Origin of the sequence: Pedobacter cryoconitis, assembly GCF_014207135.1 — a bacterium.
Classification (GTDB): domain Bacteria; phylum Bacteroidota; class Bacteroidia; order Sphingobacteriales; family Sphingobacteriaceae; genus Pedobacter; species Pedobacter cryoconitis_D.
Genome location: NZ_JACHCC010000011.1, coordinates 198470 through 210872 on the forward strand (window position 1 = coordinate 198470; position 12403 = coordinate 210872).

14 protein-coding genes are annotated in these 12403 nt (G+C 39.9%); 7 read left to right on the forward strand and 7 right to left on the reverse strand.

Annotated elements, in window-relative coordinates; translation table 11 throughout:
• Positions 1-97 precede the first annotated feature (97 nt).
• Entirely contained in the window at positions 98-1195 is a 1098-nt protein-coding gene (locus HDF25_RS20360) for a winged helix DNA-binding domain-containing protein (RefSeq protein ID WP_184628196.1), read from the reverse strand.
• Between the two features lie 33 nt (positions 1196-1228).
• Here HDF25_RS20360 and HDF25_RS20365 point away from each other — a divergent pair, with 33 nt between their 5' ends.
• Positions 1229-1678, forward strand: a complete 450-nt coding sequence (locus HDF25_RS20365; protein ID WP_184628198.1) for a DUF2059 domain-containing protein — start codon at positions 1229-1231, stop codon at positions 1676-1678.
• Here HDF25_RS20365 and HDF25_RS20370 read toward each other — a convergent pair whose 3' ends face one another.
• Entirely contained in the window at positions 1679-2215 is a 537-nt protein-coding gene (locus HDF25_RS20370) for a hypothetical protein (protein ID WP_184628200.1), read from the reverse strand.
• A 118-nt stretch (positions 2216-2333) separates the two neighbouring features.
• Here HDF25_RS20370 and HDF25_RS20375 point away from each other — a divergent pair, with 118 nt between their 5' ends.
• The 3 genes from HDF25_RS20375 (at position 2334) to HDF25_RS20385 (ending at position 4518) form a co-directional block, all read left to right on the forward strand.
• Complete coding sequence (locus HDF25_RS20375; RefSeq protein WP_184628203.1) at positions 2334-2771, forward strand: MarR family winged helix-turn-helix transcriptional regulator; 438 nt, start codon at positions 2334-2336, stop codon at positions 2769-2771.
• Between the two features lie 63 nt (positions 2772-2834).
• The gene (locus tag HDF25_RS20380) at positions 2835-3830 is read left to right on the forward strand and encodes an NADP-dependent oxidoreductase (protein ID WP_184628205.1); all 996 of its coding nucleotides are present in this window, start codon (positions 2835-2837) and stop codon (positions 3828-3830) included.
• A gap of 10 nt (positions 3831-3840) precedes the next feature.
• Positions 3841-4518 (forward strand): type 1 glutamine amidotransferase domain-containing protein, encoded by a 678-nt coding sequence (locus HDF25_RS20385; protein ID WP_184628207.1) that lies wholly within the window; start codon positions 3841-3843, stop codon positions 4516-4518.
• A gap of 50 nt (positions 4519-4568) precedes the next feature.
• On the opposite strand, the gene HDF25_RS20390 is transcribed toward HDF25_RS20385, so the two are convergent.
• Positions 4569-7505 (reverse strand): VIT domain-containing protein, encoded by a 2937-nt coding sequence (locus tag HDF25_RS20390; protein ID WP_184628209.1) that lies wholly within the window; start codon positions 7503-7505, stop codon positions 4569-4571.
• A 161-nt stretch (positions 7506-7666) separates the two neighbouring features.
• On the opposite strand from HDF25_RS20390, the gene HDF25_RS20395 reads away from it, so the two are divergent.
• Together HDF25_RS20395 and HDF25_RS20400 are read left to right on the forward strand one after the other, a co-directional pair.
• Complete coding sequence (locus HDF25_RS20395; protein ID WP_184628211.1) at positions 7667-7867, forward strand: YtxH domain-containing protein; 201 nt, start codon at positions 7667-7669, stop codon at positions 7865-7867.
• Between the two features lie 143 nt (positions 7868-8010).
• Entirely contained in the window at positions 8011-8616 is a 606-nt protein-coding gene (locus HDF25_RS20400) for a hypothetical protein (protein ID WP_184628213.1), read from the forward strand.
• A gap of 8 nt (positions 8617-8624) precedes the next feature.
• On the opposite strand, the gene HDF25_RS20405 is transcribed toward HDF25_RS20400, so the two are convergent.
• From HDF25_RS20405 to HDF25_RS20415, 3 genes are all read right to left on the reverse strand, one after another.
• Positions 8625-9383, reverse strand: a complete 759-nt coding sequence (locus tag HDF25_RS20405) for a M949_RS01915 family surface polysaccharide biosynthesis protein (RefSeq protein WP_184628215.1) — start codon at positions 9381-9383, stop codon at positions 8625-8627.
• A gap of 439 nt (positions 9384-9822) precedes the next feature.
• Positions 9823-10071, reverse strand: a complete 249-nt coding sequence (locus tag HDF25_RS20410) for a hypothetical protein (RefSeq protein WP_184628217.1) — start codon at positions 10069-10071, stop codon at positions 9823-9825.
• A 163-nt stretch (positions 10072-10234) separates the two neighbouring features.
• Positions 10235-11242, reverse strand: coding sequence for an alpha/beta hydrolase (locus tag HDF25_RS20415; RefSeq protein ID WP_184628219.1), 1008 nt, complete (start codon positions 11240-11242; stop codon positions 10235-10237).
• Positions 11243-11444: 202 nt separating this feature from the next.
• Between HDF25_RS20415 and yiaA the strand changes: the two genes are divergently transcribed.
• Complete coding sequence (yiaA, locus tag HDF25_RS20420) at positions 11445-11867, forward strand: inner membrane protein YiaA (RefSeq protein ID WP_184628221.1); 423 nt, start codon at positions 11445-11447, stop codon at positions 11865-11867.
• Positions 11868-11919: 52 nt separating this feature from the next.
• Here yiaA and HDF25_RS20425 read toward each other — a convergent pair whose 3' ends face one another.
• Positions 11920-12375, reverse strand: coding sequence for a DinB family protein (locus tag HDF25_RS20425; RefSeq protein WP_184628223.1), 456 nt, complete (start codon positions 12373-12375; stop codon positions 11920-11922).
• Positions 12376-12403 lie beyond the last annotated feature (28 nt).

Here is a 12403-nt window from a genome sequence, read left to right on the forward strand (position 1 = left end):
ACCAAATATAATATTATTACGGACACATCAATGTAACATTAACATAAAGTTAAACGTCGTACAGAAAAAACATAAAATATGTATCAAGGGTATTGATTCAGATATCCGGACCGGGTAATTCCAGTTCCATACCTAAGAAATCACTATACTTTTTAAGTTGTACCAGCAGCAACTGTTTAGAAATTTTATCCAGCCGGCGAAGTAACCTGATTTCAACCTGAACTTTGTTTTTGACCAGATTCCGTTTCCAGGTACCCGATATCTGTCCGTCAGTAATGATAAGTGGGCTGAAAATACCATTCCCCTGCTGGTTAATCAGGTGGTGATTGACAAGTTCTTTACGATCCTTATAGGCAATACCGAGTTCATCAAATGCAGGTAACAGATATACCTTTCCTCTACAACCTGCCCTAAGGTCGGCAGACGAGAACCAGTAAATCTGATCATTAAATTTTTCCTGTACCAGCACGTTTTTATTGATTTCAACACTTCTTTTTGCATCCGCTTTATTCAAGCCGCTCCACCAGCAGAAATCAGCCAGGGTTGCAGGTCCCCGACTTATAAAATATCGTTTAGCCAGTTCAGCAAGAGCCTCGTCTCTGTCCAGCACCGAAGACAATGGAACACGTTCTTCCAGTAGTGCATAAGTGAACTGTTTCCCTTTTCTGCCACCACTGCAAATCAATCCGTCCAGCTCTGCATCCATGAGTAAAAGACTCATGCGGATGTCATCCGTATTAATATTCCCATCTTTAAATACCGCTGAAATTTCAGTTCGGGTAAGTTGGTTGCCATCACTTAATGCTTTAATCAACAGCTTTTGAGAAATCCTGGTTACCTCAGCATCTATTTCCAGCTTACGTTGATATGGCCTGTTCAGTGCTTTTATTCCCGGAGCAGTTAGCTGAAGCATCCATCGGATATCCACCGGGGAAACAAAATGCCAGGTAGGCCGTAGGACATGTGTCCTTAAAATTTTACCTGCATTAAAGTCCTTTTCAATAGCAGCATCAGTACTATCTGTTATCCTGTTACCAATGGCCCATTTGGCAGCTGCATAATCCTGCGCCTGAATACACCCCATCCACTCAACCAATTCTTCAGCATTAAAAAATGCTGTTCCTTCGAGCTGCTGGCAAACCAGGCGCCACGTAGCAATGTTCAAACTCGTCAATGCGGGTAATTCTCCGGACATAATATTTATATTAGCGAAATATAACTCATAAATATGATAAAAAAACTAACTATTCTGCTCTCCCTGATGTTATTCACTTCTGTTTTGGCATTCAGCCAGGACAATACAGCTTACAGAGAAACGCTAAAGAAGATGATGGCTGCAAATGGGTCGGCAGCTACTTATAGTGCCTTGATTAACCAAATGGTGACGGCATTCAAAGCACAAAAACCAGAAGTTAAAGAAGAGGTCTGGGAAGAGTTCAGAAAAACATTTACGAAGTCTGCCTCCGAAGACCTGCTGGATATACTTTTACCAATTTATCAGAAACACCTTTCGCTGGATGACCTCAAAAGTATAATTGTATTTTATCAGAGTCCGACTGGAAAAAAACTGGCCGAAAAAACTCCTTTTATCGCGCAGGAATCTATGCAGGCCGGAATGGAATGGGGGAAAAAACTCGGCGAGGAATTCGCTAAGAAATTAACAGAAGAGGGATACTGATCAATTCATACAGATCTTCATCCTGCTGAAATCAAAGCTAAGTTTATTTAGGTATAAAAGACTTAAAGTATAACTAATCATCTCTGCTTGTTCAGCCCGGACAGGCAGAGAAAATTCATAAATATTTTCGGGGATATCATTGACATTACAGGCTTCAAATATGACACTCACCATTTTGGGTTTACTTTGTCCGTACAACTCATAGGGTATAACTCTCAGTCTTTTGCCAATTCTCCTGGTCACCAACTGTGTTTTAAAATAAAGACAGCTGTGACTATAGGTAATCATTCTCTTGTTAATTGTCAGGCATTCCTTCCCGTATAATCTCCAAAGTGCATATCTCAACAGGAACAACAAAAATATTAAAGCACCAAAAGTCACCGCAGGCATTTCTAAAATTGCTGCAGTGATCACCATCCCCGATAAAACCAGCATACAACCGATCAGAAAAATCCGGCAGACCATACTCACTTTACTTTTGATGGTGATGCTGACATTATTTCCATCATAATCCAGATTAAAATCATTCTGCCGCATTATTTCAGCCCTTAATTTGGGAATTAAAAATACTGAATTGCTGCTGTCCAAACATCAATAAAATGTCAAAAACCAGAACTCCGGAAAAATTATCATCCATGGTATATATATTTGTTTCATGAAGATAGAAGATGAATTAAAACACCAGTTTTTCACACCTCAACAGCGTGCAGCAACCAGCATCATTTTTACTGCAAACTGGCTTTTAAACAGAATCGCTGTCTCTCTGAAACCAACAAACCTGTCATTGCAGCAATTCAATGTCTTAAGTATCCTGAATGGCCAACCCGAAAACACAGCTACGGTTAACCTGATCAAGGAACGTCTAATTGACCGCATGCCAAACGTATCCCGCCTGTTAAATAAACTGATGGAAAAGGGTTTAGTCAAAAAAGAACGAAACCTTTCTGATCAGCGTGTTGTTTATATTAAGCTGACTGCTGAGGGAGAGAAGCTAAGAATACAGGGCAGGACAATCCTCAATCAGATGGCTGTGGCTATGACCGAAAATGAAGCAGATTTATTAAATGATCTTTTAGAGAAAATAAGGAAGTAAAAAAATTTACCTAATTATATTCCATGGATGATAAATCCAGGGAATATCAAAACCAATCCTCAAATGAACAATATCATCACACTGGATAACAGACCTGTCGGAAAACCGCAGCTCAGTAATTTTAAATTCATTGCCGAACCTATGCCGGAGGCAGGTCAACATGAAATCCTGTTAAAAACATTATATGTCTCGGTTGATCCTTACCTGAGAGGAAGAATGAATGATGCAAAATCATACATCCCTCCTTTCCAGTTACATCAGCCTGTACAATCCGGTATAATTGCTGAAGTGGTTACCTCTGACATCCCAGGATTCAGCAAGGGAGATTTTGTTTCCGGTAATTTACAATGGAAAGAATATCAGGTTTCCAATGGAAAAGGCCTTTCTAAAGTAGACCAGGCTATCGCTCCCCTGAGTGCCTTTCTGGGTGTCCTGGGAATGACCGGGTTAACTGCTTATCTGGGCCTGATAGAGATTGGTAAACCTAAAGCAGGCGAAACACTGGTTATATCCGGTGCTGCGGGTGCCGTTGGAAGTATTGTCGGTCAGATTGGTAAAATACTGGGTTGCCGTGTTGTAGGAATTGCCGGATCCGATGAAAAAACGACTTTACTAAAGACACGTTTTGGATTTGATGAAGCGATCAACTACAAGACGACTAAACAGATGGATGAAGCTATTGCAACGGCCTGTCCCGATGGAGTTGATATTTATTTTGACAATGTCGGAGGCGAAATTTCTGATGCTGTCATGGCCAATCTGAACAGATTTGCGCGCGTTCCTGTATGTGGATCGATTTCTACTTATAATACAACCGAAGTACAGACAGGCCCCCGGTTACAAACCATCCTGGTGACTAAAAGTGTATTGATGCAGGGCTTTATTGTAGGACAATTTGCAGACAAGGCTCCGCAGGCTATTGACCAACTGGCCAAATGGGTAAAAGAAGAAAAGTTACACTATACAGAAACCATTGTCAATGGGTTTAAAAATATTCCAGCTGCATTTCTTGACCTTTTTGAAGGTAAAAACGAAGGCAAAATGATTGTAAAAATTTAAAACTAAAAAAATGAAAGTATTAATTGTATTAACCTCACACAGTGAGTTAGGAAACACAGGTGAAAAAACCGGTTTTTGGGTTGAAGAATTTGCAGCGCCTTATTATGTATTAGCTGATGCAGGAGCTGATATCACCCTGGCATCTCCATTAGGTGGACAGCCCCCTATTGATCCTAAAAGTGAATTACCGGATTTCCAGACTGAAGCAACCCATCGTTTTGACAAGGATGCTGCTTTGCAAAAGAAACTGGCCAATACGACAAAACTGAGTGAAATCAACGCAGCTGATTATGATGCTGTATTTTATCCGGGTGGCCATGGACCAATGTGGGACCTGGCTAATGACACTACTTCCATCCAGTTGATTGAAACCTTTAATCAGCAGCAGAAACCAATTGCACTGGTATGCCACGCCCCTGCTGCGCTGGTAAAAGTTAAAACTCAGAATGGTGATCCTTTAGTAAAAGGTAAACAGGTTACCGGCTTTTCAAATTCTGAAGAAGAAGCTGTTCAGCTGACAAACGTAGTTCCGTTTTTACTCGAAGACGAGTTGAAGAGACTGGGTGGTATTTACAGCAAAGGTGCAGATTGGGGCCCGTACGTAAAAAAAGACGGTTTATTAATCACCGGACAGAACCCGGGTTCTTCTGAAGGAGTTGCCCATGAATTATTAAAAGCACTTAAATAACACAACAAAGGCCTTGTAAGTTATAATTTACAAGGCCTTTTTCAGTAAACTTAAAAAGTAAATTCCCCGATAAACACGCCGTTGTTCTGTTCTCCGGAAAGCTGCAGGGCAATCACTTTCCGCTCCTGGTTCCTGCCTCCATAATGCGTATAGATTTCGGCCATTACTGTTGTCGGGCCGCTGATACTTAACTGCCTGTCCCCATAATAATTGACTTCAATTTTGTACCGCCCCTTAATTGCTTTTTTAAGCATAAACTGCTCCGGACCATAACCTTGTGTAATATCATTACTGATCCTTCCACCAGCAAGAGTCCGTTTATGACTGTAAAAACATTTTTCTCCGTTAGGATCAGTTACCCACAGATCGATATCCGTGTCCTTTTTATTCCAGTTCATTACCACTCTTACATCTACCGGAAAGTTAAATTTCACCTGCTGAGCAATTTTAGAAGTATTCAATTTTATACCATGGAGATTAATCAGGTTATTCATTTCTGTCAGTACAACTTCTTCAATACCGCTGTCTCTCGATGCATTTTCCATACTATAACTTTTATTCAGCACCGTATACAAAGTATCTAAAGCACGCTGATAATAACCGCAATCGGCCAGTGCCAATGCATAATCCCGGTAACTCTGCGCATCCATCGGACGCCATTCCAGTACTTTTCTGCTCGTAAACAATTCAGCTTCGGTATTTCCGGTTTCTCTCAGTTTATAAGTCAATGTCTTATAGATCTCGGCATTTTCCAGATCCAGCTCAGTCAGGTTACTTAAGATCATCAATGCTCTGCCGCTATCCTGATGCTGCCAGAACCAATTCGAAACATCCAGATAAAAAGAAGGTGTAGTCAGATATTCTTTTCTTACCGCCAGATATTGCTGATAAGCCTCTTCTACACTGCCTTTGAGCTTTTTCATGTATTCTTTATCGCTTTTAAATTCCGGAACAATGATTTCTGTACGGGTAGCAATGGTAACCTTTTTTTGTTCCACGTACCCGTTGTTGACAGTGGCTCCTGCAACCTTACCCATTAAAGCATTCGGAGCGATAGCCGTTTCAAATAGTACCTCACCAGATCCTGGGTTCGCTCTTACCGTAGCGGCAGCATATGTTGTCCTAACGACATCGCTGGACGCTGCTGTAGTAACAGCCCGGCGTTCCAGATCTGCCGCCACATCAGGTTTTGGAAAATATTTTGCAGGTTTAAAAACAGTATTCCACCAGGTCTTCAGTTCTGCTGCCATGGCTATAGCCTCTTTCATTAAACCATTTTTACGATTTTCTTTAATCTGGAACTGATGTTTCATGGCCTGATCATATGCCACTCTCAGTTCCTGTGGCGGCTCAATTCCATAACGGATATAATCATCCACCGATTCCAGGACCAGTAAGCTCGTATTTCGGGTGACCAAGCCAAATTGTTTACCCAGTTCGCTGATTTCTTCTTTATGCTGTTCATAATTTACATCCATATCAGCCAGCTTCTTTTGTGCCCAGATCCTGCTGACATCAATTATCCCTGCATGTTGTTCTTCGGCATTTAGCCGGACTTTCCGCTCTATGGTTACTTCTCTTCCGTAACCAAATTGTAAGATCAGCTCTTCACTTCCCGAAGAAGCCAGTCCTGCAATTGAAAGATAGCCGTTTACCCGTACTGGTAAAGCAGGATAAAGTTCTTTGATCTGCGGATTATTTTTGATCCCAATAAATTGCAGGTCTTCCCTGGACAACTGATGTAATGCCTGTTCAGCAGAAAGAACATTCAGATTAATAAACCCTCCTCCGGTTTTTGCACTTACCTCTTTAAGTTTATTAAAATCAGCGCGTAAAGCAGAGTTAATAGTATAAACGGGTTTGGTTAATGCGACAGAAGAATTACCAAAACCAGAGAACCCATCAGTAAAGAAAAGGTATTCATCAGCTTTCAATAAACCGGAACTGATCTTACTATAATCAGTACCCCCATCATATACCAGCCCCGACAATTTTTCTCTAAGTATTTTCCAGTCCCCATTTCTGATTTCAAAGACTCCAGCCTTGCTGAACTTATTATTCAATAAACCCAGTTCAATTGTCAAATCCTTTTTCTCCCTGATCAGCCCGTCCAGCAGTGCCAGTTCTTTTGCAGTATCTCTTTGCAGGCCACTTAAGGATACATCCCAGATCAGCCCGATATGATTGCTCCAATGATGTGTCCTTGATGGTACCTTTAAAAAGACATTGGCCAGGAAGTAAAAACTTTGCCCTGCCTTTTGCATCAGCGCTGTCGTTTGTGTTCCGGCTTCCGGAAGGTTAATCAAGAGCCCGTGAGCCGGTAAAAAATCTTTACGCTGCATTTCGGCAGTATAGGTCGTACCCTTATTTTTAAAATTAAAACTTCCATCTGGTTGCTCGGCCAGTAAAGGCTGCTGGTTACTTTCCAGTACGCTCGCTTTTAGTGAAAATTCTGGGATGGCCTGTTTATAATCCAGTGGCAGGCGGTAACTAAGTTGCTGCTTTTCTGAGAAACGAAGTTCCTCTTCATAACTGATCATCACTGTCCTGACTCCATGTGCAGGAAATGGATAAATCCGCGTACGGAAATTATTCCCTTCTACTTTTTCCAGTAAACCAGGATCAATAACCCGGTGTTCCACACTTTCAAAAACTTCGGTTGCCCTTGCTTTTTCTACCGGAACAGCAGTTCTCATTTTACCATTTATATCCAGCGCATAACGGCTTATACTCACACCGTCCGGCATAGGGAAAGTTAGCTCCCCCTCCAATATCCTTGAACTATGATTTACAAAGGACATAGTCATTACTGTAGTGGCAATATTGCCATAAACCTGCACATCAATATGCAATGATTTTAAACTGACGGCTTTCTGATCTGCCTCGGTCTTTGCACCTAAAACTTTAAGTTGAGGTGTCTGACCATATCCGGCAATAGCGTACAATATCAGCAATATTAAAAGAGGAGAAATCAATCGAAGTTTCATAAATAAGTTTTTATGGAGATGCCCGTAATGATCATATTCCATAAATGGTAATCATTCCTGCTGAAAATCTTTTCGGTTTAAAAGAGCTAAAGAATATCTAATTTTCTTAAACATTTCTGGCAATACACTGTTACATAGATATATTAATAAAGAAAAAAGAAATGGGATTATTAAAAACAGCGTTAATTGGGGCCGCAGTTTACGGTGCAATTAAATATATAACCAAGAAAGATGTCAATGGTAAATCTATCGTTGATGACCTGCAGGACAAAGCCCCGGAATGGGTAGATAAAGCGAAACGTTTTAAAGAAGATATGGAACGCAAGTATAAAGATAATCTTGACCCCTATACAGAGGTATAAAACAAAAAAGGTGTTTCAGTCGAAGCACCTTTTTTGTTTGTAGTCACCTCAACAACGGTTCGCAGGCCTAACAATTATTTAACCTTAATCCTCGTCAGAAATGAAAACTTAATGTTTATGTTTGATTATAAAATTATACTCTGATGAAACATTTGTTATTTCTATTATTTTTCACTCCCCTCATTTCATTTGCGCAGGCTGATAAACAGGAAACCAGATTCGCTAATGGGGTTCAGGACAGTGTTCCAGGCACCTCATTGATATTAAAAGATTTTACTGTCAGCTTTCAGAAAATATATACCTCAGATTTAGATAAGGAAGAATTAGCGGCAAAAATCAAGTTATTCCTGCCTACTATTAAAAACTTTGAATTGAAAAATACAGAGAACCAGTCAACTTATCAGTTTAGCGGAAGGATTACTAATTTCCTGGTTAACTACAGCAAATTTGAAGGCAGGTATTTCACTTTTAGTCAGGATGTTATAGACTACCCGATTTATGCCAATGTACTGATCCAGGTTAAAGATCGCAAATACAGAGTTATCGTTTCTGAGATCACCTTTAAAAGCACCAGAGCTGATTCTACCAGAACCGCAAGGGAAATTACTTTAGACGAAGAGATCTGTGACCGTTATCAAAGAAAATTCCTCACCAATAATCAACCAAAAAAAACTGCTAAATACCTTGATAATGATTTGGCAACTTCCTTTGATATCAATATATATAACAAAATATCAAAAGATTTTTAAGTAAAGCATTAATTGTGTTCAGTTTCAAAAGCGCCCCACATTTCAGTCATAAAACGGCTGAAATGCTGAGGTATCCCTTGATCAGCCTTCATCTTTCCAGGGATCTTTTCACCAGCATAAACTGTTGTCGTACCCCTTATTGCATATTTCTTCTTATTTTCCAGTAAGATCAGTTTCATTTCTTTATTATCAACCCCTCCTGTGCAGGTCAGACGATAAGCGAAACTGCATTCGGCAATCCCATTACCATCCAGGTCGGTGATAAATAAAGCCCCCGGAATAAAATTAGTTGAGATATCAACCGGACAAGAGGTTATGAAATCATTCACCTTTGTCACCAGCTCATAAACATCCCCGCGTTTCAGATAATGATAAGCATGTAAGGCTGCATCCCTGTTATCAGGATACTCCACAGAATCCTTCGAAGCATACTCCCCTGTTTCGGTCAATAAAAGCAGGTTTTCACCCAGTTTATCTTTCCAGGTCCTGATTTTAACAGGTTTTCCCTGATAAGCAACACCACTTGGCAAAGCTGAAGTGAGCAGAGAATCACTCTTTATTTTTTCAGTAGCCCCTGACAGATCGACAAAAAACTGTGCCGAATCTTTCCTGTTCTTTGCTACAGTTTTGGCAGCAGCCGAATCAGGTAGAGCCAGCTTAACTTTACCCGAGGACTCATGATGACCACAGGAAGCCAGTGATAAACCAGTTAATAAAATTATTCCGGCTTTCAGGCCTGGACCAAAGATCAGGGATACCTTTTTCATCAATATATATTGTTTTTATCGGTGATGAAGCTATCATGATTTTGTTTCCATTTCGTTGTGCGATTTGAAAAATCATGATGGTTTCATATAAAGCAAAGTTATAAATTACTTCTCTCGTTTCATAAAGAAAACCAGTACAAAACTGAGGAGAGCTACAGAGTTCGTATCAACTTGTAGTTAGCGTTATAATTCGTCCTTACCTGACATAGTCTTGGTCTATTGCAAGTCCATGTTTTTAGTCGAAATACATGGACTTGCAATAGACCAAGACTATTCAGCCACTGGATCAGTCACGACTATGACTGCACCACGACCCGACCAGTACCCGAAGACAATCCGGCCAGTAGCTGATTAGTTCAGCCGAATGATGCCCATTTAAGTCTGGCAGACCCTTTTTAACAAGTTATTTAAGAAAATAGCCGGGGATAACAAGGATGGCCTACATGACCTTTCCGGAAAAATTTATAGAATGACAGGAGTCAAGTTTTTTGCACTCTTTTTTAAGATTACGCAACTTCAGCTCTTCCTTCTTTTTCGCTTCCTTACTTGCAGAATCAAGTAAGCTAATATTGGACAAACTGGAATAAGCCGTATTGACTATTCTGTCAAATTCAAACGGATCATTTGTTTGTTTACATCCGAGACTCATAAAGATCCCCAAACAACACAAGGTCAGTAAAATTCTCATACTTTTAGTTAAATACTAATTTCTGATAAATATTTACATAATAAACAGGATTAAGAAATTTACTACACCAACAACCGTTTAACTTACATCAACGCGGAGTTAGCAGGATAAAATATACAATTTAGTAGTTTGTTATTTTAACACTATGCCCTATGTTACCACCCTATGATTTTTTGACAGGAGTCATTCCTAATATACTCGTTGCAAAGCTCAGTGTTTCCCTTTCTACAGCAGGCACATCCTTAGACAATAATGGTGAGGCGATGACGTGATTTCCGGCATTTGGAATAGCTACTTTTCGCTTAAATGCATCTGAAGTACCCAGCTCATCAAACATTTTAAGCATCGCATCTACCTTTACGGTAGCGTCCTGGTGTGTAGCATCCTTATAATAATATAACATTAATACAGGCTGTTTTACTTTTGCATAAGTTTCTTTAGTATTGGAGGTCTCCATGAATTCCTGTAATTGTGGTACTGCTTCCAGGCGGTACTGATTGTACCAGTACTGCAATACTTTAGGATCAGTATCATTACTCTTCTTGGAGTACATTCCACCCATTACTTTTCTAACCAGCTGAAGCCCCCAGGGCTTATTCGTCAGCCAGGCAGAGCTGTTGTTAATTTCAATATTTGGTGAATAAAGTATAATCCCTTTAATTTCCGGAAAGTTTGCCGCCAGTTTTATCGCGAGTGCTCCACCGGTAGAGGTTCCCATCAGGATCACTTTTTTTCCTAATTTTTTACCAATAGCATAGGCTTCAAGTGTAGAGGTCCATAGATTTTCAGGTGTAAATTCGAGCATGGCATCCTTCCCTTTCAGGCCGTGACCAGCCAGACGGGCCAGGTAAAGATTACAGCCAAAGGTTTTGGCAAAATTACGGTGCGTCGGTTCACCTTCGCCCTGACTTGCTGTAAACCCATGAAGGTAAACAACTGCATATTCTGTCTGCTCTTTATGTGTACTGTCAGCCCAGACGATCCTGGCCTCATTATCAGTTTTAACCGGAAGTTTCGCTTCTCTGTCATGGATAAATGTTTCCAGTTGCACCAGATTGTCCGGCAAAACAGGGAGAGCTGTAACATAGACTGGGGTTTCAGGTTTAGGACCTACCAGATAAACAACTGCCGCAAGAAGAATCACAACTCCTAAACCTAATAAAATTTTCATATACGTACCTATTTTATGCCTGTACCAAAATTAACATTTTTATTGAGAAACGTTTAATGAATCTCCGCACGACACCCGACTATATTTTCAGCTCATTTAAATAATAAACGCACACTTAATTATTATTAAGTACATTTCATTATGTTTGAATAATAAAACCATTTAGAATATATCAACCAAACAATTATCTAGTTAACGAATTATGAATCAAAAACCATCAAGTGCATTTGTCGGAGCTTCCTGGGTAGCTTTAATGGCAGGATTTGCTGCTTATAATATCGGTCTTTTCAATGCTAAAATGCTGCTGAATGAGAAAGGGTACTATTTTACCATCCTTATTTTCGGTACATTTTCTGCAATTTCAGTACAGAAATGTGTACGTGACCGCCTCGAAGGAATCCCTGTAACCAATATCTATTACGGTATAGCCTGGTTCTGTACAATTTTATCAATTTTCCTGTTAACCGTAGGTTTATGGAATGCTACACTAGATTTAAGTGAAAAAGGATTTTATGCGATGTCATTCTTACTTTCTCTTTTTGCCTCTATCGCAGTACAGAAAAACACAAGGGACAGTATCGGATCTGAACCTAAAAACACTCAGGATCAGCAAAATCAATTCTAGAAATTACCCGGTATAGTAAAACACAGGGTGTCTGCTATACCGGGTTTTAAAATTATTTTGAGGTCACATAGCGTCTGTGGTAATTCAACTGACCAGTATGGTAAGATAAATGTGCAAACAAATGTACCAGTACATATTCAATCGTCTGTTCTTCCTGAACTACCTTAATTTCGGCAGGATATTCTTCCGCTAATTTCGCCTCTGTCAAAGCAGACAAAGAAGCTGTGATGATCGCAGCCAGCTGATTTAACTCTTTCACCAGTTCGTCTTTAGTAAATAACCGGGCATTAAATTCAGCATCCCTGTTTCTTTCGTAATTGATATGCCCGAAAGGATTACCTACAAAAGTTTTCAGATTGCCAATCAGATGCTGGATCAGATTTCCTCCCGAATTCATTGTTCCTGGCAGTACCAGCCATAAAGACTCATCGTCCGGATACATTTCCAACTCTGCATTCAGTCTGGCAATGTCACGGTTAAATAGTTGAATATAAAATTCTGTTTTCATCTGTTTATATCTATTGTTTTTCATTTGT